At 55.3% G+C, this 23,190-nt stretch carries 21 protein-coding genes; 4 read left to right on the forward strand and 17 right to left on the reverse strand.

Features of this window, described 5'->3' with window-relative positions:
* Positions 1 to 25: 25 nt before the first annotated feature.
* Together QZH36_RS04475 and hinT are read right to left on the reverse strand one after the other, a co-directional pair.
* Positions 26 to 391, reverse strand: coding sequence for a YcfL family putative periplasmic lipoprotein (locus tag QZH36_RS04475; protein ID WP_253461015.1), 366 nt, complete (start codon positions 389 to 391; stop codon positions 26 to 28).
* Between the two features lie 18 nt (positions 392 to 409).
* Positions 410 to 760: a purine nucleoside phosphoramidase gene (gene hinT / locus QZH36_RS04480; protein WP_253454585.1), complete on the reverse strand. Its 351-nt coding sequence runs from the start codon at positions 758 to 760 to the stop codon at positions 410 to 412.
* Between the two features lie 629 nt (positions 761 to 1,389).
* Here hinT and QZH36_RS04485 point away from each other — a divergent pair.
* Both QZH36_RS04485 and QZH36_RS04490 read left to right on the forward strand, forming a co-directional pair.
* Entirely contained in the window at positions 1,390 to 3,012 is a 1,623-nt protein-coding gene (locus QZH36_RS04485) for an AI-2E family transporter (RefSeq protein WP_301729735.1), read from the forward strand.
* 245 nt (positions 3,013 to 3,257) lie between these two features.
* Positions 3,258 to 3,923, forward strand: coding sequence for a hypothetical protein (locus tag QZH36_RS04490; RefSeq protein WP_253454587.1), 666 nt, complete (start codon positions 3,258 to 3,260; stop codon positions 3,921 to 3,923).
* A 65-nt stretch (positions 3,924 to 3,988) separates the two neighbouring features.
* On the opposite strand, the gene ptsG is transcribed toward QZH36_RS04490, so the two are convergent.
* The 14 genes from ptsG to yceD all read right to left on the reverse strand — a co-directional run bounded on the left by ptsG (position 3,989) and on the right by yceD (position 16,226).
* Positions 3,989 to 5,422 carry a PTS glucose transporter subunit IIBC gene (gene ptsG, locus QZH36_RS04495; RefSeq protein WP_253454588.1) on the reverse strand — a complete coding sequence of 478 codons (1,434 nt, stop codon included), beginning with the start codon at positions 5,420 to 5,422 and terminating at the stop codon, positions 3,989 to 3,991.
* Between the two features lie 291 nt (positions 5,423 to 5,713).
* Positions 5,714 to 6,505, reverse strand: coding sequence for a metal-dependent hydrolase (locus QZH36_RS04500; protein ID WP_301729736.1), 792 nt, complete (start codon positions 6,503 to 6,505; stop codon positions 5,714 to 5,716).
* 17 nt (positions 6,506 to 6,522) lie between these two features.
* A complete protein-coding gene (gene holB / locus QZH36_RS04505) occupies positions 6,523 to 7,509 on the reverse strand; it encodes a DNA polymerase III subunit delta' (protein ID WP_301252730.1) in 987 nt (328 codons plus the stop codon).
* Complete coding sequence (gene tmk, locus QZH36_RS04510; RefSeq protein WP_253454591.1) at positions 7,506 to 8,138, reverse strand: dTMP kinase; 633 nt, start codon at positions 8,136 to 8,138, stop codon at positions 7,506 to 7,508. The genes holB and tmk overlap by 4 nt, the downstream gene beginning before the upstream one ends.
* Positions 8,128 to 9,147: an endolytic transglycosylase MltG gene (mltG, locus tag QZH36_RS04515; RefSeq protein WP_253454592.1), complete on the reverse strand. Its 1,020-nt coding sequence runs from the start codon at positions 9,145 to 9,147 to the stop codon at positions 8,128 to 8,130. Before mltG ends, tmk begins: the two co-directional genes overlap by 11 nt.
* On the reverse strand, positions 9,144 to 9,956 hold the full coding sequence (pabC, locus tag QZH36_RS04520) for an aminodeoxychorismate lyase (RefSeq protein ID WP_253454593.1): 813 nt from the start codon (positions 9,954 to 9,956) through the stop codon (positions 9,144 to 9,146). Before pabC ends, mltG begins: the two co-directional genes overlap by 4 nt.
* 133 nt (positions 9,957 to 10,089) lie before the next feature.
* Complete coding sequence (gene fabF, locus QZH36_RS04525) at positions 10,090 to 11,331, reverse strand: beta-ketoacyl-ACP synthase II (protein WP_125290770.1); 1,242 nt, start codon at positions 11,329 to 11,331, stop codon at positions 10,090 to 10,092.
* A gap of 88 nt (positions 11,332 to 11,419) precedes the next feature.
* On the reverse strand, positions 11,420 to 11,656 hold the full coding sequence (acpP, locus tag QZH36_RS04530; protein ID WP_004157115.1) for an acyl carrier protein: 237 nt from the start codon (positions 11,654 to 11,656) through the stop codon (positions 11,420 to 11,422).
* Between the two features lie 154 nt (positions 11,657 to 11,810).
* A complete protein-coding gene (fabG, locus tag QZH36_RS04535) occupies positions 11,811 to 12,545 on the reverse strand; it encodes a 3-oxoacyl-ACP reductase FabG (protein ID WP_125290771.1) in 735 nt (244 codons plus the stop codon).
* Positions 12,546 to 12,558: 13 nt separating this feature from the next.
* A complete protein-coding gene (gene fabD, locus QZH36_RS04540; protein WP_301252721.1) occupies positions 12,559 to 13,488 on the reverse strand; it encodes an ACP S-malonyltransferase in 930 nt (309 codons plus the stop codon).
* Between the two features lie 16 nt (positions 13,489 to 13,504).
* Complete coding sequence (locus QZH36_RS04545; RefSeq protein ID WP_125290773.1) at positions 13,505 to 14,458, reverse strand: beta-ketoacyl-ACP synthase III; 954 nt, start codon at positions 14,456 to 14,458, stop codon at positions 13,505 to 13,507.
* Between the two features lie 6 nt (positions 14,459 to 14,464).
* On the reverse strand, positions 14,465 to 15,496 hold the full coding sequence (gene plsX / locus QZH36_RS04550) for a phosphate acyltransferase PlsX (protein ID WP_301252720.1): 1,032 nt from the start codon (positions 15,494 to 15,496) through the stop codon (positions 14,465 to 14,467).
* A 23-nt stretch (positions 15,497 to 15,519) separates the two neighbouring features.
* Positions 15,520 to 15,690 (reverse strand): 50S ribosomal protein L32, encoded by a 171-nt coding sequence (rpmF, locus tag QZH36_RS04555; protein ID WP_013025362.1) that lies wholly within the window; start codon positions 15,688 to 15,690, stop codon positions 15,520 to 15,522.
* 14 nt (positions 15,691 to 15,704) lie between these two features.
* Positions 15,705 to 16,226 (reverse strand): 23S rRNA accumulation protein YceD, encoded by a 522-nt coding sequence (gene yceD, locus QZH36_RS04560; protein WP_125290775.1) that lies wholly within the window; start codon positions 16,224 to 16,226, stop codon positions 15,705 to 15,707.
* Between the two features lie 142 nt (positions 16,227 to 16,368).
* Between yceD and QZH36_RS04565 the strand changes: the two genes are divergently transcribed.
* Complete coding sequence (locus QZH36_RS04565) at positions 16,369 to 16,953, forward strand: Maf family protein (protein WP_253454597.1); 585 nt, start codon at positions 16,369 to 16,371, stop codon at positions 16,951 to 16,953.
* A gap of 430 nt (positions 16,954 to 17,383) precedes the next feature.
* Here the strand turns inward: QZH36_RS04565 and rluC are convergent, their stop codons facing one another.
* Positions 17,384 to 18,346, reverse strand: coding sequence for a 23S rRNA pseudouridine(955/2504/2580) synthase RluC (gene rluC, locus QZH36_RS04570; protein ID WP_253461018.1), 963 nt, complete (start codon positions 18,344 to 18,346; stop codon positions 17,384 to 17,386).
* A gap of 569 nt (positions 18,347 to 18,915) precedes the next feature.
* Here rluC and rne point away from each other — a divergent pair.
* Entirely contained in the window at positions 18,916 to 22,716 is a 3,801-nt protein-coding gene (gene rne / locus QZH36_RS04575) for a ribonuclease E (protein WP_301729737.1), read from the forward strand.
* Positions 22,717 to 23,190: the final 474 nt, after the last annotated feature.

Here is a 23,190-nt window from a genome sequence, read left to right on the forward strand (position 1 = left end):
ATCTTCCTTTCCACGCAATAATCTCCTACAGATACAGGTAAAGGCGAACCTTACTGGCCGTCAGGTTACCCGTTTGCGACGATATTTCAACACTGCTATGCGGCGCGACCGTAATCTTGCGAGGCGCTTCGAAGGGCAGAATTTCCAGCCCTTTATCGTCATACCAGTAAAAGCGATAGTAGAGCGTAACGGGTTTTTCCTGCTGGTTATAGAGCTGCGAAGCGCCTCGCTGCTGCCCTTCATGCTCCGATATCACCGGCTCGCCGGTAAGGATCCCCGCCGACAGTACCGATGATTCCATAACCAGCGACTGCGAAGTATCAATGGTCGTGCGATCGCTGGCGCAGCCGCTCAGCAACGCCAGCATGGCGCCCAGGACGATAATCCGCATCATAGTGCCTCCGGCACGTTATTCAGCCAGCATCGGGCCCAGCGGACGACCGCCAACCAGATGCAAATGGATATGATAGACTTCCTGTCCGCCATGCTGATTGCAGTTCATGATCAGACGATAGCCGTCCTCGGCGATCCCTTCCTGTTTAGCGATTTTCGCGGCCACCACAATCATCCGGCCCAGCGCGGCTTCATGCCCCGCCACCGCATCGTTGGCGGTAGGGATCAGGATATTCGGCACGACCAGAATGTGCGTCGGCGCTTTTGGCGAGATATCGCGAAAGGCCGTGACCAGCTCGTCCTGATAAACAATATCGGCCGGGATTTCGCGGCGGATAATTTTACTGAAAATCGTTTCTTCAGCCATGATGCATGTCCTTAAGCTATGAGATGAGTTACGGCAGTATGAGCGAGATATTTGTTTTCTTTCAACCTTCCGCTGGCTTTTCTTTACTGTCTGCCGCTTTTCGCGGCGCTGACCGCAGATTTATCGCCTTACGTGACGCTTTGCGCGAGTAACGTTTGCCTGTTTGAGGTGTTACAGAGAGGGGATTCACTTTTCCTGACGGACTGCTGTTGATGAAAAGGTGCAGGACAGTGCTTTGTATCTGGCAGTGACTACCGACTGTGACAGATATAAATCGGGTAACATATTCCGTCACCTTTATGGCTTACTGCTTTTGATCTACTGATTTATTTGCCACGAGAAGCAACGGCGCACCCCCTCTTTTTATTGCACACCAGGCTAAAGCTCAAACCGCCTTAAATTGGCCATAATATCGCTATACGTATTATCGGCAGCAGATAACTACCCTTTAAAAAATAAATAAGTTTTATTGATAAATTAAGTTAACAGCAGAGATAATACTTGTGGAATAAACACCTGAATCAAGTAAGAAGTTATGACTCTTTGTCATGCCATAGTTTCAGCAATACCCACCTGGCCTACGTTTATCCACGAAAAAATGAACATGGCCTTGTTAAAAGGATATTTACATGTCTACTTTTCCAGCTGCTGAGGCTGAGAGTAATCAGAGCGGTAACACAAGACCCGCTTTACGTGAACAGCGCCTGCAGGAGCTGTTGGAAAGCTGTCAAAGCCATATATTGCAGCAGCTAATTGGTCCATTTGGACTGAATAGTACGATGTTTACTGACAGCGATGGCGGCAACGTAACGACTACCCATAATTTCGAAAAAGGCGTGGTGGCGACGAACAGCGATAAAGCACGTTACGAGGCCTGGTCCGAGACAAACAGCGGTGGCTACAACCGCAAGCCTTACGACAAAGAGCTGTCTGGCAAACGCAAAGACATGTTCATGAAAGACGAACCCGTTATTTCTGCTTATACCGGCAATGAACTTAAAAGAGATGGTACAACTCATCTCGACCATGTCGTTTCCGCTAATCGCATTGAAACAGACAGCCGTAATAATCTATTTATGACGCAGGCGCAACGGGTAGCAATGGCTAACGATCCTAAAAACCTCGTTGCGGCAGAGAGTAATATCAATCAGTCCATGCAGGAAATGGAGAAAAATGAATGGGCTGATAAGGTGCGTAAAAATAATAAAGGGCAAGGCCTGAGCAATACAGAATATTTTGGCATAGACAGGGAAAAGCTCGCACAGACGGCCAGTACGGCAGAGGCACATGTCAAAAAAGATGTACTGATAGCTCAGGTAAAAAAACAGGGTGCGGAACTGGCGAAAACCGGGGCGCAACAGGCGATAAGATCTGCACTCCGTCAGGCGCTGGGCATAGCATTGCACACGCTTGTTAATCATACCTTTATCGAGCTTAAGCGGCTGTTTAACGACCCTGATAAAAGCAATCTGATCGACAGACTGACGGCGGCGCTCAAACGCGTAGTCAATCAAGTCTTATCTAAACTGCGCGCCATGTGGGATGCGGCTGTAAACGGCCTGCTGCAGGGATTTATCAGCAACCTGCTGACCTTTCTGATCAATAACTTTATTACCACAGCAGCAAAAGTTGTCTCTGTGATCCGTGAAGGGATGGCAGGCCTGTGGAAAGCGGTAAAAATGTTGATCAATCCGCCACCCGGCCAGACCGGTATTGAAACCGCGCGCGCCGTGACAAAAATTTTAGCCGGTGTAGTAACAACCTCTTTGGGGCTCATGTTTGAAGAGGCTATCAAAGGCTTTCTGTCCGGCATTCCGCTGCTGCTGCCAATGGTGGGGATCCTTTCTCCCGCCATCACCGCTATCCTCACAGGGATTGTTTCGTCGCTAGTTGTCTACGGCCTGGATCGTTTTTTCGACTGGCTTTCTCAAACCGGCACCGAACGCCTGAAGGCGATGGAAGTCGGTCTGGATGCGGGTAAAGAGAACATGGGGAAAATGGCACAGTGGCTGGAACTCCAGTTTCAGAATTCTGCAAGCTATCGCATGATCGGTGCAGACTACCAGCTTATCGAATCCCACCTGAAGAGCGCTCGCAACAGCCAAAGTGACGCCGCAGCCAGCCAACGCACACGAATACAGGCGAATCAGCAATTCAATCAACAACTGGACGCTAACATCGACTCGCTCGGCGCTGCAGAGGCTGATGTCATGCTGCTTCTGGAAAATTATCTGCCAAAGGATCCTTTGTAATGGATGTCATTAAAGATTTGGCGCAGGTTCGCGTATCAGAAGCCATGCTCCGACAGGTAGATGTGCCCGGTCTGTTGAAGAGTTTCAAGGAAGATTACGACAAGCTGGATAATCTTAAAAAAGACAGGGAAAAGCATGAGGCTCGTCATGCGGTCTCTCGCTGGTGGAATTCTGACGAGCTGGAAACGGCGCAGCTGAACGCCGCCGAACTGCAGGCCAGCTTCGCTAAAAAGCTGGGCCAGCTGATGATGATTTCCATCGCCCAGGCCCAGATGCTGAATGAGCAACAGCAGCAGCTGCAAAATCAACAAACCCGCATCAAAAAACAGACCAATGAGATAGCTGAAACAAATGAGGTCATTAAAGGACAGCAGGAGACGCTGGCAGTACAGCAGCAGTCGTTGGAAAAGTTGATTAATGACTATTTTGAATTAAAAGGCTTAACGGCCAAAGGCGCTAAACAGCTTATCCTTATTGCTCATGAAGTTAAGCAGACTAAAGAGCAATTGTTGGAAGCCTTTGACGAAAAGCTTTTGGAAGCACAAAGGCTTCATCAACAAACTGAACTAAGCCTGCAACATTACGACATCGCCTGGCAGCGCCAGCGTCAGCAGATACAGGATGAATCGCAGGCGCTGGCTCGTTGCGTGGAAGATCAGCTTGCCAATCAGCAAAAAGACGTGAGCGAGGCGCTTAAGGTAGCGCAACAGCAAACGGAAGCCTTTTGCCAGAAGCTCCACCAACAGTATGAGCAGCAAACTATAGCTTTAAAACAATGGAGCGAGGATGCATTAGCCATGCAGCAGAGCAGGCTGGCGCGCGTGCAAATGCTGGCTGTCGGCAGCCTTTCAGCTGCTGCTGGCGCGCTTGTCTGGATTGGATGGATGAATCGCGGCCTTTTTGGCGGCTGACATTTACGCCGGATAAAAAAAGCCCCACTCGAAGGTGGGGCTTTTTGTTTTATCTTACCGATTGATTACTGCTTGCGGATGTACTCATCCATCTCGGTTTTCAGGTTATCGGATTTGGTGCCGAAAATGGCCTGAACGCCGGAACCCGCCACGACCACGCCCGCTGCGCCAAGCTGTTTCAGACCGGACTGATCCACTTTGGATACGTCCGCCACGCTGACGCGTAAACGCGTGATGCAGGCATCAAGGTTAGTGATGTTCTCTTTACCACCGAAAGCGGCAACCAGGTTAGCAGCCATTTCACTGGAATTACCTGCCGTTTGCGTCGTTGAAGTTTCTTCACGGCCCGGCGTTTTCAGATTCAATTTAACAATCAGCACGCGGAACACGGTGTAGTAAACCAGACCGTACAGGATACCGATAATCGGGAACAGCCAGATACGGCTGCTGTTGCCGCTCAGCACCACAAAGTCAATCAGGCCGTGCGAGAAGCTGGTGCCGTCGCGCATCCCCAGCAGGATACAGATAGGGAAAGCCAGACCGGCCAGGATAGCGTGGATCGCATACAGGACTGGCGCCACGAACATAAAGGAGAATTCGATTGGCTCGGTGATGCCGGTCAGGAACGAGGTCAGCGCGGCGGAAATCATGATGCCGCCCACTTTCGCACGGTTTTCTGGTTTAGCGGAGTGCCAGATAGCAATCGCTGCCGCAGGCAGGCCGTACATTTTAAACAGGAAGCCGCCGGAGAGTTTGCCCGCGGTCGGGTCGCCTGCCATATAGCGCGGGATATCGCCGTGGAAAACCTGACCAGCCGCATTGGTGAACTCGCCGATCTGCATCTGGAAAGGCACGTTCCAGATATGGTGCAGACCAAACGGCACCAGAGAACGCTCAATTACGCCGTAGATACCGAAAGCGACTACCGGGTTCTGATAGGCGGCCCACTGTGAGAATTCCTGAATGGCGGTACCAACTGGCGGCCAGATAAAGGAAAGCAGGATACCGATAAAGATCGCCGTGAAACCGGAGATAATTGGAACAAAGCGCTTACCCGCAAAGAAGCCGAGATATTCCGGCAGCTTGATACGGTAGAAGCGGTTAAACATATAGGCTGCTATCGAACCGGCGATAATACCGCCCAATACGCCCGTATCGGCGAGATGCTTCGCTTCGATCTCCCCGGCTGGCATATGCAGCACCAGCGGTGCTACGACCGCCATCGTTTTCACCATGATGCCGTAGGCCACCACCGCCGCCAGCGCAGAAACGCCATCATTGTTGGTAAAGCCCAGCGCCACGCCGATGGCGAAAATCAGCGGCATATTGGCAAAGACGGATCCACCTGCTTCCGCCATAACGTGAGAGACAACGGCGGGCAGCCAGCTGAAGTTGGCGGAGCCTACGCCAAGCAGAATACCGGCAATCGGCAGCACCGATACCGGCAACATCAGCGATTTACCGACCTTTTGCAGGTTTGCAAATGCGTTTTTGAACATAGTGTGAAACTCCTGAGTATGGGTGCTTTACGCGCTTTTCAACGCGATATAACGGGGGGAGGACCCGCTATGGGTGGAGCGCTTTGCGCCCTCGTGATTTATTACGAACTGTAAAATAATTCCGAAAGCATTTGTTTGACGGTTATCACGTTTCACTGAACAACCGCCTGCTATGTAGTTTAATTCCCGGAAATTTGCCAGTTTTTGCCCATTGAAAAGCCGTATCGCCCACAAACAGGCGATACGAACTACTTTTTTTACAAATTTATTACGAGCAATAAAATAAAGCGCTTAGTCGGTAAGACGGCTCATCGGCACGTGGAAAAGGCGGGAGAAATTCGCGGTGGTGGCTTCGGCCAGCGTTTCAATACTGACGCCTTTCACTACGGCCATATAGTCCGCTACATCGCGCGTGTAGGCGGGCTGATTCTCTTTGCCGCGGTAAGGCACGGGCGCCAGATAAGGCGAATCGGTTTCCACCAGCATGCGATCGAGCGGAACATAGCGTGCCGCCTCGCGGATCGTTTCCGCATTGCGGAAAGTGGCAATGCCGGAAAACGAAATATAAAAGCCCATATCCAGCAGCTTTTCCGCCGTTTCCCGATCTTCCGTGAAGCAGTGCAGTACGCCGCCGCACCCTTCCACCTTCTCTTCTTTCAGGATCGCCAGCGTATCCTCGCGCGCATCGCGCGTATGCACAATAACCGGTTTATTCAGATCGCGGCCGATGCGAATATGCTCGCGGAAAGAGGCCTGCTGCTGCGCCATGGTTTCTTTCTGATAGTAGTAGTCCAGCCCGGTTTCGCCCATGGCGATAACACGCTCGTCGGCGGCCAGCTGGCGCAGCTCGGCAAAATCATAAGGTTCATCCTGATTGAGCGGATGCACGCCGCAGGAGTACGCCACGTTGGGACGATCGCCAATCAGGTCGGTCATCGCTTTATAGCCGGGCAGCGTGGTCGCTACCGCCAGCATAAACTTCACGTCGCGTGCGGCGGCTTTCGCCAGCACGTCATCCACATCGCGGTGCAGGCTTTCATAATTCAGGCCGTCAAGATGACAGTGGGAATCTACTAAAAACATAATTATTCTCTGGTTCGTTAGCCGACCACGGAAGCATGGAGCATTTGCTCCCACGCCAGCAGCTGGTCGGTCAATAAGAGTTCACGGTTTACGGCCACCACGTTCAGCAGGCGATCGCGGCACAGGAACCATTGGCGAATGCTCTCATCCAGCGCGCTGGCCGGTAGCTGACGGGCAACCTCCGCCACCAGCGTCTGGCTGTCGGCATTGGCGATAAAGCGCCCGCCGCCCTGCTGCCATTTCAGCGCATCCACCAGCAGCGCGCAAAGCCAGCCGGTACGCGCCGCCGCGTCGTCGTGGTTCAGAACGGGCAGCAAGGATAGCATATCTTTTTGCAGCGCCCCCGGCAGCGCCTCGCACAGCGCCTGCCGCGCCGCCCAGCTTTTTTCCAGCAGCGTTTGCGCCGCTGCAGGCGCGCCGCCGCTTAGCCGCAGCGCGGTCAGGCAATCCTGCTGTGATGCGCCAGCCTGCTTTTGCAGCCAGCTCAGGCTTTGCGTCTCGTCCGGCGCGGCCAGGTGAACGCTTTGACAGCGGCTGCGCAGCGTGGCCAGCAGCTGTGACGGCTGCTGGCAGCAGAGCAAAAACCAGGTGTTCACCGGCGGCTCTTCCAGCGTTTTCAGCAGCGCGTTGGCGGCGGCCTCCGTCAGCTGAGCGGCATCGGGTAGCCAGACCACTTTCGCCCCGCCCTGCTGGGCATGATGGAAGAGCTTCTCCGTAACGCCGCGCACCGCATCAATACCCAGCGAGCTTTTGCCCTTTTCCGCCGACAGTTCGTACCAGTCCGGATGCGTATGGGCCTGCATCAAACGACAGGCGTGGCACTCTCCGCAGCTTTTCAGCCCGTCTCTGCGCTGGCACATCAGCCAGCGGCTGATCCCCCAGACCAGCGAGGCATCGCCCATGCCCGGCAGCGCCTGGAGCAGCAGCGCGTGGTGTCCGCGTCCGGCCTGATGCTGGCCGACGATCTGCCGGTAAGGCTGGTTAAGCCACGGATACCAGATCATGACCGTACCTGTAGCCACTGCGCCAGCGTCTGTCGGATAGCGGCGGAGACGCCCTCTATATCCTGCGTGGCGTCGATGGTTTTAATGCTTTCGTCCGCGGCGGCCAGCGTCAGATAGCGTTCACGCGTGCGGGTAAAGAAGTTCAGCGACTCCTGTTCGATCCGATCTAATGCGCCTCGCGAGCGGGCGCGTTGCAGACCGATTTCTGGCGTCACGTCCAGATAGAGGGTCAAATCAGGCGCGAAATCACCCAGTACGCTCTGTTTCAGCTGCGCCATCAGACGGATATCCATGCCTCGCCCGCCGCCCTGATAGGCCTGAGAAGAGAGATCGTGGCGATCGCCAACCACCCAGGCGCCGCGCGCCAACGCCGGTTTAATGACATTCTCCACCAGCTGCACTCGCGCCGCGTAAAGCATCAGCAGCTCCGCGCGGTCGGTGATCTGCTCGCCTTCAATCCCCTGCTTGATCAACTCGCGGAGTTTTTCCGCCAGCGGCGTGCCGCCCGGTTCGCGGGTAAAGACGATATCCTCAATGCCGTGCTGTTTAAGCGTCGCAACGATGGTATCCCGAGCGGTCGTTTTGCCCGCGCCTTCCAGCCCTTCGATAACGATAAAATTACTTTTCATTTTTTTCCTTGAGCAGCAGGCGCCACGCCTGGACCGCGCGATTGTGGCTCGCCAGGTTAGTGGTAAAAGTGTGTCCGCCTTTGCCGTCCGCAACAAAATAAAGGAAATCCGTTTTTTCCGGATGCGCCGCGGCTTCCAGCGAGGCTTTGCCCGGCGTGGCGATAGGCCCCGGCGGCATGCCGGCAATCACATAGGTGTTATAGGCCGTCGGCGTTTCCAGATCCTTGCGCGTCAGCGTGCCTTTATAGCTGTCGCCCATACCGTAAATCACGGTCGGATCGGTCTGCAAACGCATTCCCAGCCGCAGACGATTGATAAATACCGAAGCGACCTTGCTGCGCTCTTCGCCCAACGCCGTCTCTTTTTCCACAATCGACGCCATGGTTAACAAATCATTTTTATCTTTATAGGGCAGCCCGTCCGCTTTGTTCTGCCACAGCGTATCGACGATTTTTACCATCTGGCCGTGAGCCCGCTCCAGGATCGCCACGTCCGTGGTATTGGCGGTGTAGGAATAGGTATCGGGATAGAACCAGCCTTCGACGTTTTGCTCCGACATTTTCAGCGTCTGACCCAGCGTGGTCAGTTTATCGTCAGCCAGCGTGTGTTTGATATAGGGCGCTGCGCGCAGCTGCGCCAGCCACTCCTGCATCCGCGACCCTTCGATAAACCGGATCGGGAACTGCGCCTCTTTACCGCTGGAGAGCAGCGCCAGCATCTGGCGTACCGTCATACCCTGCGTGAAGCGATAGGTACCGGCTTTAAAATTCGCCAGCTCCGGCTCCAGCTTGAGCAGCCAGCCAAACCAGATGGAATGCGGAATAATTTTTTGCCTGTTCAGCTCGGCTTCCAGCACCACGCGGCCCGATCCGGCCGGAAGCGTGAAAATCGTCTCATGGTTAATCGAGAGCGGCGAACCGGCCAGCTGCTTAATTTGCCAGTAGCTGAAAGCCAAACCGGCGATAACAAGCGCGACGATCCCGCCGACTAGTTTGCGTTTTACTGTCATAAATTTCCCTGAAAATCGTGCTCATTGATCCGATTAAACAACGTTCTTGAGCGATAAAACCGGTTGTCTATCTCCACTACCGGCAGCACTGGCATCAGCGCATTGGTGATAAAAATTTCGTCCGCTTGTTCGAGGATCTGTGGCGGTACGCTGACTTCCCTGACTCTGACACCCTGCGCGGCCAGCAGCCGCATCACCCGCTGACGCTGGATACCGTTTACGCCGGCCTGCGTCACGTCGGGGGTAAAAACTTCCTCGCCTTTACGCCAGAATAAATTTGCCGCACAGCATTCCACCAGCAGCCCCTGAGTGTCAAGGACCAGCGCTTCGTCAGCGCCGGTCTGCTCAAGCTCTGTGCGAATGAGTACCTGTTCCAGGCGATTAAGATGCTTGATACCGGCTAACTGCGGATTGCGGCCCAAACGGATGGTGCTTAGCGCCAGCCTTACGCCCGTCTGGCGCAGCTGATGATAATGCGTCGGATAGTCCGACAGCATAATGATGCGTGAAGCCTGCTGGCAGCCGCTGGCGCTGTAGCCCCGGCCGCCGACACCGCGAGAAACAATGACTTTAAGCACGCCGGTTGTACGCGTCGCGGCGGCTATCTTCATCTCTTGCCGCAGGGCTTGCCAGTCAACATCACGGATTAGCAGGCGCTCGCAGGCCTGCTGTAATCGTTCAAGATGCGCGCGCAGGTCAAAGACTTCACCCTGCTCTATACGGGCCGTAGTAAAACAGCCGTCACCAAACTGTACGGCGCGGTCCCTGACGGACAAATGCTCCTGAGGCTGACCGTTTATCCAGATCATCTGCTCTCCTTATTTGCTACGCGCAAGCTTACCTGCATCCTCGCGTAGATTCACGTCCGTTTAAGCGGCTAAAGTAGCATGGGGATAAAACAAAAAAGGCCCGCATTTGCGGGCCTTTTTTCACAACAGACAATCAGATTTTCCGGAAGATCAGCGAGCCATTAGTGCCGCCAAACCCGAAGGAGTTGCACAGAGCGTACTCCAGTCCTTTAACCTGACGCGCCGTATGCGGCACAAAATCCAGATCGCAACCTTCATCCGGGTTATCCAGATTGATGGTAGGCGGAATGACCTGATCGCGCAGTGCAAGGATAGAGTAGATGGATTCTACTGCTCCCGCCGCGCCTAACAGATGACCGGTCATGGATTTTGTGGAGCTGACCATTACGTCATACGCCGCAGCGCCAAATACGGATTTCACAGCCTGCGCTTCTGCCACATCGCCCGCAGACGTCGAGGTGCCGTGTGCGTTGATATAGCCGATTTTTTCCGGCGACAGCTGTGCATCGCGCAGGGCGTTTTCCATTGCCAACGCCGCGCCCGCGCCGTTTTCCGGCGGCGAGGTCATGTGGTAAGCATCACTGCTCATGCCGAAGCCAACCAGCTCGGCGTAAATCTTCGCGCCGCGCTTTTTAGCATGTTCGTATTCTTCCAGCACGACGATACCTGCCCCGTCGCCCAGCACGAAGCCGTCACGGTCTTTATCCCACGGACGGCTTGCCGCCTGAGGATTGTCGTTACGGGTAGAAAGCGCACGTGCCGCGCCAAAGCCGCCAATGCCCAGTGGCGTACTGCCTTTCTCTGCGCCGCCAGCAATCATGACGTCGGCGTCGTTGTAGGCAATCATACGCGCAGCCTGACCAATGTTATGCACACCGGTTGTACAGGCGGTAGAAATGGCAATGCTCGGCCCTTTCATGCCGTACATGATAGTCAGATGACCGGCAATCATGTTCACAATAGTGGAAGGCACAAAGAAAGGACTGATTTTACGCGGACCGCCGTTCACCAGCGAGGTATGGTTTTCTTCTATCAGACCAAGACCGCCGATGCCGGAGCCGATAGCGGCGCCGATACGGTGCGCGTTCTCGTCAGTAATGACCAGACCGGCATCCTGCATAGCCTGCATACCAGCAACAACGCCGTATTGAATGAAGGCGTCCATCTTGCGCTGATCTTTACGCGAGATAAACTCCTCGCAGTTGAAATCCTTTACTAAGCCAGCAAAACGCGTTGCGTAGGCACTGGTTTCAAAATGGTCGATCGGGCTGATGCCACTCTGACCGGCAACAAGAGCATTCCAGGTAGACTCTACGGTATTGCCGACAGGAGACAACATGCCAAGACCGGTCACAACTACACGACGCTTAGACACGTTCGTCCTCCAGGGAGGGGATAAAAGAGAATCAGTGGGACCTACAGATAAAACTCAGGCGGTCGAGCGACCGCCTGGAGATGCTCACTTACGCCTGGTGACCATTGATGTAATCAATAGCAGCCTGAACGGTAGTGATTTTCTCAGCTTCTTCGTCCGGAATCTCGGTATCAAACTCTTCTTCCAGAGCCATTACCAGCTCAACGGTATCAAGAGAATCAGCGCCCAGATCTTCTACAAAAGAGGCAGTGTTAACAACTTCTTCCTGCTTAACGCCAAGCTGCTCGCCAATGATTTTCTTAACGCGTTCTTCGATAGTGCTCATACTATTAAATTTCCTATCAAAACTCGCTTTCGCGATGGTTTTCGTAGTGTATAAAATGTTGAAAAAGATGCAACTAAATCCCGGCTGGTCAAACCACGAATTTACGCTATTTTGCGGGCATTACCGCAAATAACGCAAATAGTTTTCGCGATTATCAGACCATATACATTCCGCCGTTGACGTGCAGCGTCTCACCAGTGATGTACGCCGCCTCGTCAGAGGCTAAAAATGCAACGGCACTGGCGATTTCCTGCGCGCCGCCTAAGCGACCCGCCGGCACTTCCGCCAGGATGCCCGCACGCTGCTCTTCAGTCAGCGCACGCGTCATGTCGGTTTCAATGAAACCGGGAGCCACAACGTTAACGGTAATACCACGTGACGCGACTTCACGCGCCAGTGACTTGCTGAAGCCGATCAAACCCGCTTTTGCTGCCGCGTAGTTTGCCTGACCCGCATTACCCATTGTTCCAACAACGGAGCCAATGGTAATAATTCGGCCCACGCGTTTTTTCATCATAGCGCGCATTACCGCTTTTGACAGGCGGAATACGGAAGTCAGATTAGTGTCCAGGATATCCTGCCACTCGTCGTCCTTCATACGCATCAGAAGATTATCACGCGTAATGCCAGCATTATTGACTAAAATGTCCACTTCGCCAAATTCTGCGCGAATATTTCCCAACACTTCGTCAATAGACGCGCTGTCGGTAACATTCAGCAGCAGGCCTTTGCCATTGCTGCCCAGATAAGCGCTGATTGCATCCGCACCGCTCTGGCTGGTAGCGGTACCAATCACCTTCGCGCCACGCGCGACCAGGGTTTCTGCAATCGCACGGCCAATGCCGCGGCTCGCGCCGGTCACCAGCGCAATTTTTCCTTCGAAGCTCATCTTCATCCTCTTTTTACTGCTCGATCGCCGCTGACAGGCTGGCCGCATCGCCGATCGCCGTTGCCGTCAGGGTGTCTACAATTCGTTTTGTCAGGCCGGTCAGCACTTTGCCAGGCCCTGCTTCCAGCAGCGACGTAACGCCCTGCTGCGCCATGAACTCTACGCATTCAGTCCAGCGAACCGGGCTATAGAGCTGGCGAACCAGCGCGCTGCGGATCGCTTCAGGCGACGTTTCGCACTTAACATCCACGTTGTTGACGACCGGCACGGTTGGCGCGCTAAAGACAATCGCCTCCAGCGCGACGGCCAGCTTGTCCGCAGCGGGCTTCATCAGCGCGCAGTGCGACGGGACGCTAACCGGCAGCGGCAGCGCACGTTTTGCGCCAGCGGCTTTACAGGCTGCGCCAGCGCGTTCTACCGCCGCTTTGTTGCCCGCGATAACAACCTGACCCGGCGAGTTAAAGTTCACCGGAGAAACAACTTCGCCCTGCGCCGACTCTTCGCAGGCTTTAGCGATAGCCGCGTCGTCCAGACCGATAATCGCCTGCATGGCGCCCGTGCCTGCCGGCACCGCTTCCTGCATCAGTTTGCCGCGCAGTTCGACAAGTTTGATCGCTTCTTTGAAGTCGATCACGCCTGCGCAAACCAGCGCACTATACTCGCCCAGGCTGTGTCCTGCCAGCATTGCAGGCTGAGATCCGCCTTTTTCCTGCCAAACGCGGAAAATAGCAACAGATGCAGCCAGCAGAGCGGGCTGCGTCTGCCAGGTTTTGTTCAGTTCTTCAGCAGGGCCGTTTTGCACCAGCGCCCACAGATCGTAACCCAGCGCGTCGGAAGCTTCGCGAAACGTCTGTTCTACCAGCGCGTTTTCTGCCGCCAGTTCGGCCAGCATACCCACGGTCTGCGAACCCTGACCTGGAAAAACCATAGCAAATTGCGTCATTGTTATATCCTGTTAATCAAAAACGAACCAGCGCCGAGCCCCAGGTGAAACCGCCGCCAAAGGCTTCCAGCAGAATAAGCTGACCTGGCTTGATGCGGCCATCGCGCACCGCTTCATCCAGCGCGGTCGGCACAGAGGCGGCAGACGTGTTGCCGTGACGATCGAGCGTGACCACGACCTTATCCATTTCCATACCCAGCTTGCGCGCGGTAGCGCTGATAATACGCAGGTTGGCCTGATGCGGCACCAGCCAGTCAATCGCTTCGCGCTCAAGGTTATTGGCCTGCAGCGTTTCTTCAACGATATGCGCCAGCTCCGTCACGGCAACTTTGAAGACTTCGTTGCCGGCCATGGTGACGTAAGAAGGCTGTGCCTGATTCTCACGATCCTGGTTAGCCAGCGTCAGCAGCTGCCCGTAGCGGCCGTCGGCGTGCAGATGGGTGGAAATGATGCCCTGCTCTTCGCTGGCGCCAAGCACCACGGCGCCCGCGCCATCGCCGAACAGAATGATCGTGCCGCGATCCTCAGGATCGAGCATACGCGCCAGCACGTCGGAACCAATCACCAGCGCATTTTTTACCGCACCGTTTTTAATGTACTGATCGGCGACGCTCAGGCCGTAGGTGAAGCCCGCACAGGCCGCCGCCAGATCGAAAGACGCGGCGTCTTTAATATCCAGCATTTGCTGGATCATGCAGGCGGAGCTTGGGAAGGCGTGGCTGGAGGAGGTCGTTGCCACCACAATCAGGCCGATATCGTCTTTATCGATACCCGCCATTTCCAGCGCGCGCTCGGCGGCATGAAAGCCCATCGTCGCCACGGTCTCGTCGGGCGCAGCGATGCGACGTTCACGGATACCGGTACGGGTGACAATCCACTCGTCCGACGTATCCACCATTTTTTCCAGATCGGCGTTAGTCCGCACCTGTTCAGGCAAATAGCTGCCCGTACCGATAATCTTTGTATACATGTCCGCTCAGTCACTCTTAGGTAATACAGTTTCAAGGCGGGCGGCAATTCTTTCCGGAAGTTGCCGCCGCACCGCCTGCTCTGCCTGTTCTATCGCCGCAACAAATGCGCGCTGGCTGGCGCCGCCGTGGCTTTTTACCACGGTTTTGCGTAGCCCTAACAGGCAGGCGCCATTGTACTGGTCGGGGTTAAGATGACCGAAGCGCTTAGCCAGGCGTTTTTTCAGCAAACGCCCCAGCAGCGACAGCCACCAGGCCCTTTTTTTACCTTCTGGCGATTGCAACAGCGAAAGAAACACTCTGACCACGCCTTCCATTGTCTTTAACGTGACGTTGCCGATGAAGCCATCGCACACAAGGACGTCCGTTTTCCCGGTAAGGAGTTCGTTGCCTTCGAGGTATCCAATATAGTTAATTTCCGGCGCGTCACGCAGAATACCTGCGGCGTCCCGAATCGTTTCCAGACCTTTGGTTTCTTCCTGCCCAATATTCAGCAGCGCAACGCGCGGTCGGCTGATGGCCAGCACTTCTTCCGCCATGACCGCACCCATTATCGCGAATTGCACCAGCATAGCGCTATCGGAATTCACGTTAGCGCCTAAATCCAGCAGCACCGTTTTGCCAGCCCGTACGTTGGGCAACACGGTCATTAGCGCCGGACGCTCGATACCGTTTAACGATCCGAGCATGAGCTTGGCCAGCCCCATCAGCGCGCCGGTATTGCCTGCGCTGACGCAGGCGTCGGCCTGTCCTTCTTTTACCAGCTCAAGCGCCACGCGCATTGAGGAACCCCGGCTATGGCGAATAGCCTGTGCCGGTCTGGCATCACTGGCAATAACCGACTCGGCAGGAATAATCTGTAGACGTTCCCGGAGCGCGGAATCAGCTTTTGCGAGTAATGACGTGAGTGTGTCGGGATCGCCGACCAGAAGAAGATGTAGCTGCGGATCGGACGCCAGTGCCTGCATTGCCGCAGGCACTGTCACGCAGGGACCGAAGTCCCCGCCCATGGCATCAATCGCCAGGGTCAAACGTGTCAAAGTATCGCCGGCTGGGCCGTGAGTTACTTAACGATGACCTTGCGACCGCGGTAGTAACCATCCGCAGTGATGTGGTGACGCAGATGCGTTTCGCCAGAAACTTTATCTACGGAAAGAGTGGCAGTGGTCAGCGCATCGTGTGAACGACGCATGCCACGTTTGGAACGGGTTGGTTTATTCTGTTGTACGGCCATGGACCTTACTCCTATTACTTACGCTTTAAACTGGCTAATACGGCAAATGGGTTTGGTTTTTCCGCCTCTGCAGGCAACTTGCCAAAGACCATGTCCGCCTCGGACACTTCACAGTGTTCAGAATCATGCACCGGAACGACCGGCAGGGCGAGGATAACTTCATCTTCCACCACCGCCAGCAGGTCGATTTCGCCAAACTCGTTGACTTCGACCGGCTCGTACGCTTCCGGCAGTGCCTCCGCCTGCTCGTCATTGACGATCGGGCTGAAGCAATACGTTACGTGGACAGAATGCGGAAAGTTCTGGCCGCAGCGTTGACAACACAGCGTAACGGAGACCGCCGCAGTGCCTTTCAGCACCGCTAAACGCTGATTGTCGATTGCGAACGACATCGAACATTCTACATCGCTATCCACACTCACTACCGATTCGGCAAGACGCTCCACCTGTTCAGGGGTGTAAACGCCCTGGTAGTCCAGGCGTTTCTGAGCGGTGCGAACCGGATCGAGAGTCAGGGGTAATTTTACCTTTTGCATAGGGCGCGCATATTAACTTTGTAACGAGTTAGAGTCAAAGAAAAAGGCCGTTTAACAGCATCTTTCACCCATTATTCGCAACCAGTGCGGCGCATAGTTTAAAATGTCCTGCACTCCTGCGCTATCTATTCCGGAAAAAATTATGACACAGCTGGTTCTGGCTTCAACCTCCCCTTTCAGAAAAGCCTTGCTTGAGAAACTGGGCCTCGCTTTTATTACCGCAGCGCCGGAGGTGGATGAAACGCCGCAGACCGGCGAATCTGCGATAGATCTGGTGCAGCGCCTTGCCGGCCAGAAGGCCCGCGCGCTGGCGGCAAGCTATCCTGACCATCTGATTATAGGCTCCGACCAGGTTTGCGTAATAGACGGTAAAATAACCGGAAAACCGCATACGGAAGAGAAAGCCTGCGAGCAGTTACGCCAGGCCAGCGGCCATAGCGTGATTTTTTATACCGGCCTTGCGCTTTTTAATAGCCGGACGAAAAGCATAAAGGCGATCTGCGAACCTTTCAGCGTGGATTTCAGATTATTAACGGAGCAGGAGATTATTAATTATGTTCGCAAAGAGCAGCCTCTGGGCTGTGCAGGCAGCTTTAAGAGCGAAGGATTAGGTATTACGCTGTTCGACAGATTAACGGGCCGCGATCCTAATACGCTGGTCGGGCTGCCGCTAATCGCGCTTTGCGAAATGCTGCGCGAGGCGGGAATGGATCCGCTGGCAGGTTAGGATCCTGTCGGCTCGGCAGCTTCTGGCTGGTCAGAAATTTTGAGGCTGGCAGGTCGTTTCTGGCTTGTCAGGAGGTTCAAGGCTATACGTAAGTCCCCATGGGCTAAGTCGCTTTAGCCTGTAAGAAAGCGGGAGGGGCCATCCGGAACCGGGACACGCAAAAAACGTCATCCCTGACACGCTCGGTTCGCTTATCCGGACAGCGCCTCCCGCCATTAGCCTTAGCGTAGCGCCAGGGAGGAATCGCTTAAAAACAGGGCCTGCAATTTATCACTGATTTATTGAAGGCATATTATTTAAGACATACGATCGTCCGTTATCTCTCACTGGCGAACCGTCTTTACCGCTGACGATTGCCAGAACCGGTTATGACCTGCCTTTACTGACGCTGAGCATCCATGCCCAATGTCGAATAACGCTGCACTAAAGATCACTTCGCCGGAGAGGTTTTTCGCAATACGGCCAGGCAGTGCTTCAGCTCATCATCCAGCGGCGCTTCCACTCGCATCACTTCTCCGCTGTTCGGATGGGTGAACTTAAGCGCGGCGGCGTGCAGAAACAGCCTTTTCAGACCCGTTCCCGCCAGCTGAGCATCGAAATCTCTTTCGCCATAGCGATCGTCAAAGGCAATCGGATGCCCCGCATGCAGCGTGTGTACGCGGATCTGGTGCGTCCGCCCGGTAATGGGGCTGGCTTTGACCAGCGTCGCCTTTTCATAACGCTCTTCAACTTTGAAACGCGTTTCGGAAGGCTTGCCTTCGCTACTTACCCGCACCACGCGCTCGCCGCTTTGCAAAATGTTTTTCAGCAGCGGCGCCTGCACCGCTTTTACATGGGAAGGCCACGAGCCGCGCACCAGCGCCAGGTAGTCTTTCTGCATCCCCTTTTCACGCAGCTGTTCATGCAGCGAACGCAGCGCGGAGCGTTTTTTTGCTACCAGCAGGATGCCAGAGGTATCGCGATCCAGACGGTGCACCAGCTCCAGGAAACGCGCCTCCGGACGCAGCGCCCGCAGGCCCTCGATTACGCCGAAGCTTAGCCCGCTGCCGCCGTGAACGGCGGTGCCTGAGGGCTTATTCATCACCAGGATATAATCGTCTTCATAAACGATAGCGTTCGCCAGCGCGGCCACCTTATCCAGCTTTGGCGAAACGGCCGCTTCTTCGCGTTCTGCGACCCGAACCGGTGGAATACGCACTTCATCCCCGGCTTCCAGCTTGTATTCCGGCTTAATGCGTCCTTTATTTACCCGCACTTCGCCCTTGCGCAAAATGCGATAAATCATGCTTTTCGGCACGCCTTTTAGCTGCGTGCGTAAAAAATTATCGATGCGCTGCCCCGCGTCATCGGCGGCGATAGTCACAATTTGAACTGCTGGAGTATTGGTTTTCATGGTTGGCGATTCTAAATAGAGCGTCAGCATAGCGCCACTTCTTTTTCTGTGCTTAACTGACAGTGACCTCTGCCGCAGAAGGTTTATGCCTGTTTTTTCGGCAATTTGCTGAAAAGCGCTGCAAATCGTTTTAAAAGCTGGAATAAACTTCGCAGAGCGGGAAAAGTCACCTTGCTATCACAAGCTTAGCAGTGGAATAATGATTCCGTTTTACTGGCTCAACGCATGTGAAACAAGAGAATAGCGTTATAAGAATTTTGCCGGATCGTACATACACGCAGCAATGGCGTAAGACGTATTGTGCAATCAGGCATTTAGCGGGCTGCGGGTTGCAGCCTGGACGACAAGACGGGACAGGTTCACTCTGGTACCACTGGTGGTTATCCCTCTTTATAAACGCGCTGTTTTTCCAGTTGAAAAGCAGGCTACCGAGATTTGCGCCCCTTGAGCTGGCGACAACCGGGAGGTTGACGGCTTTGCGATGAGACACGGGGCCATCGGTTTAGACGCGTCCAGCGTTACTATGCCCGTAGCTTTGTCACTAATGTAAGAATAATGAGTAAGTTACGATGAAAAGAATGTTGATCAACGCAACTCAACAGGAGGAGTTGCGTGTCGCCCTTGTAGACGGACAGCGTCTGTACGATCTGGATATCGAAAGCCCAGGACACGAACAGAAGAAAGCCAATATCTATAAAGGTAAAATTACCCGCATCGAACCCAGCCTTGAAGCCGCCTTCGTTGACTACGGCGCTGAGAGACACGGTTTTCTCCCTCTGAAAGAAATCTCCCGCGAAAACTTTCCTGCCAACTATTCCTCTCATGGCCGTCCTAATATCAAAGACGTGCTGCGTGAAGGTCAGGAAGTTATTGTTCAGATTGATAAAGAAGAGCGCGGCAATAAAGGCGCGGCGCTGACTACCTTTATTAGTCTGGCCGGCAGCTACCTGGTGCTGATGCCGAACAATCCGCGCGCGGGCGGCATTTCCCGCCGTATCGAAGGCGATGACCGCACCGAGCTGAAAGAAGCGCTTTCCGCGCTGGATCTCCCGGAAGGCATGGGTCTGATCGTGCGTACCGCAGGCGTCGGCAAATCCGCCGAGGCGCTGCAGTGGGATTTAAGCTTCCGTATGAAGCACTGGGAAGCGATTAAAAAGGCTGCCGACAGCCGCCCTGCTCCCTTCCTGATCCATCAGGAAAGCAACGTTATCGTTCGCGCCTTCCGCGACTATCTGCGTCAGGATATCGGCGAAATCCTTATTGATAACCCGAAAGTGCTGGAGCTGGCTCGCCAGCATATCGCCGCGCTGGGCCGTCCCGATTTCAGCAGCAAAATCAAGCTGTACACCGGCGAAATCCCGCTGTTCAGCCATTACCAAATCGAATCGCAAATCGAGTCGGCCTTCCAGCGTGAAGTGCGTCTGCCTTCCGGCGGCTCTATCGTTATCGATTCCACCGAAGCGCTGACCGCTATCGACATCAACTCCGCGCGCGCTACCCGCGGCGGCGATATCGAAGAAACCGCCTTTAATACCAATCTGGAAGCGGCGGATGAAATTGCCCGCCAGCTGCGCCTGCGTGACCTGGGCGGCCTGATTGTTATCGACTTTATCGATATGACGCCGGTTCGCCACCAGCGCGCGGTAGAAAACCGCCTGCGTGAAGCCGTGCGCCAGGATCGTGCCCGTATCCAGATTAGCCATATCTCGCGTTTCGGCCTGCTGGAGATGTCGCGTCAGCGCCTCAGCCCGTCGCTGGGCGAATCCAGTCATCACGTCTGCCCTCGCTGTAGCGGCACCGGCACCATCCGTGATAACGAATCGCTGTCGCTTTCTATTCTGCGTCTGATTGAAGAAGAAGCGCTGAAGGAGAACACCAAAGAAGTCCACGCTATTGTTCCGGTACAGATCGCGTCCTATCTGCTGAATGAGAAACGTGAAGCGGTAAGCGCCATTGAAAAACGCCAGGGCGGCGTGCGCGCGATTATCGTGCCTAACGATCAGATGGAGACACCGCACTACTCCGTGCTGCGCGTGCGCAGCGGCGAAGAAACGCAGACCCTCAGCTATCATCTGCCAAAGCTGCATGAAGCCGAAATGGCGCTGCCTTCGGAAGAAGAGCACGCCGAGCGCAAACGTCCTGAGCAACCGGCTCTGGCCGCGTTTGTAATGCCGGATGCGCCGCCTGTGCCGCACGAGCCGGAACCAGAAGCGCCTGTCGAGCCTGCTGCTGTCGCTCAGCCTGCCGCCGCGCCTGCTGCTAACGAGCCGGGCCTGGTCGGCCGCTTCCTGCGTGGCCTGAAGAAGATGTTTGCTGCCGAAGAGAAGCCAGTCGAACAGCCTCAGCCTGCCGCCGTGGTGGAAGAAGAAGAGAAAGCGCCGGAAGCTACCCCGCCGCGCAGCGAGCGTCGTAACAACCGCCGTCAGAACAACCGTCGCGATCGCAACAATGGCGATCGTTACGGTGACCGTAGCGAGCGTAACGACCGCAACGGTGAACGCAACGACCGTAACGGCGAGCGTAACGATCGCAACGGCGAACGTAACGACCGCAACGGTGAACGTAATGACCGCAACGGCGAGCGTAATGACCGCAATGGCGAGCGTAATGACCGCAACGGCGAGCGTAATGACCGCAATGGCGAACGTAACGACCGCAATGGCGAACGTAACGACCGCAGCGGCGAGCGTAACAACAATCGCAACAGCAATCGTAACGAGCGCATGGTGCGCGACAGCGATCCGCAGGCGGAAGCACGCGAAGAGAATCGTCGCAACAAACGCAACGTCACGCCGCAGGATGATGCGCCGGTCAGTGAAGAAGTTCGCAATCAGCAGCGTGAAGAGCAGCAGCAGCAACGCCGCGAACAGCGCGCCGAGCGCAAACGCCGTCAGGAAGAAAAACGTCTGGCCGCTCAGGAAGAAAAAGTTGAAAGCGCACTGCCAGAAGAAGAAGCGGCTGTCGCTGTTGAACAGGGTGAAGAGCAGGTTCAGGTAATGCCGCGTCGTAAGCCGCGCCAGCTGAGCCAGAAAGTGCGTATCGAGACGGCTGAGCAGACCGCAGCCCGCTCTTTCGCGCCGGAAGAAGCCGCGCCAGCTGAAGAACAGCAGCCAGCCCTGACCGAAGCGGTGGATATCGTGGAAGCTGATGAGGAAGAGCGCGACACCAACAGCATGCCGCGTCGTTCACGTCGTTCGCCACGTCATCTGCGCGTTAGCGGCCAGCGTCGTCGTCGCTATCGTGACGAGCGTTATCCGAACCAGTCGCCGATGCCGCTGACCTTTGCCGCCGCTTCCCCGGAAATGGCTTCAGGTAAAGTGTGGGTCTCCTATCCGGTAGCCCATATCTCTGATAACCATGAGATTGAGCAGTCGGTAGTGCCGGATTACGGTCACGAAGAGACGGCCGCAGCCGTTGCCGTGGCGGCCGCTGAAAGCCTGCCGCAGGATGTACAGGACGAAGTGCAGCCGGTACATATCGCTGAGCCAGACTCTGTCGAGCCAACAACATCGGCTGAAATCGCTGCTGCCGTAGCGCCAACAGCCGTAACCGACAACGCTGCGATTGCTGCGCCGGTGAATGAAGAACCTGCCGTTATCTCCGCCGCTGACGAAGAAGTCGCGCAAGAGGTTGCACAGGCCGCCTTCCCGGCTGCGGAACCCGCAGAAAGCGAAGCTGCCGATCGGGCTTTCGCCGCCGACGTCAGCGAGCAAACAGAGCAGCAGGTAGCCGAAGTGCTTAACGCGCCAGAAGTCAAAGCACCCGTAGTGGCTTCCGAGCCGCACGCGCCGGTTGCCGGTCGCGACGAGCCTGCTTCTGCGTCCGCACAGGCTGAAGCCGCAGCGCCAGCAGCACAGACTGAGGCTCCGGCCCAGGCTGAAGCAGCAGCGCCAGTAGCGCAGACTGAGGCTCCGGCCCAGGCTGAAGCCGCAGCGCCAGCAGCACAGGCTCCGGCTGAAACAGCAGCGCCAGCAGCACAGGCTCAGGCTCAGGCTGAAGCAGCAGCACCAGCAGCGCAGACTGATGCTCCGGCTGAAGCAGCAGCGCCAGCAGCCCAGGCTGAAGCACCGCGTGTTGCTTCCGCTGCGCCAGCGCGTCCTCAGGCACCTGCTGAAGCAGCTCCACAGGCTCAGGCAGCACCGGCGTCAACAACAGCCGTTGCTGAAAAAGCGCAGCCTGAAGTTGCCGTGCCGGCCTTTAAACATCATGCCACGGCACCGATGACCAAAGCGCCAGCGCCTGAGTACCAGGCAGAACCTGCTCGCAACAGCGACTGGGTGCGTCCTTCCTTCAACTTTGAAGGCAAAGGTTCCGCAGGTGGTCATGCCGCCACTCATCAGGCGACGGCTCCGGCTACCCGCCCTGAGTAAGCAGCAAGGCTGATAAAAAGCCCCGGTCACTGACCGGGGTTTTTTTTTGCCTGAGCTGGCGCAATACTATGCTGGCTGCACGATATGCGCCGCTTCTCCGCTATTAATCATTATTTTTGATAGTAATTATCCGCGCCAAACGCTCGATTTCCGGCCTTGGTCGGGATCAGGCCGGCCAGGCGGCTACGCGATGGCGTTGCCGATTATTTTTCACGCTATGACGTGCTGATTACGTAAGTGCTGCCAGTTCCTGCTCATAAACATGGCGTTGAACAGTTTACTATTGCGGGGCAAAGCGTTGACGCAACCTGTCTGCAAGGGGCGACGGTGCCGCTTAACATAACCGGTTTACCCGGCGTGTCGCTTCCTTTTGGTACGGGCAGTGCAGATTGTCAGCAAATGACATGCAGAAGCGACTGTTTTACACGTGGTTTCGTTACCGGAAGCGGTTACTCCGGTGAAGGGATGCCATCC

The sequence above is a fragment of the Erwinia wuhanensis genome (assembly GCF_030484085.1).
GTDB lineage: Bacteria > Pseudomonadota > Gammaproteobacteria > Enterobacterales > Enterobacteriaceae > Erwinia > Erwinia aeris.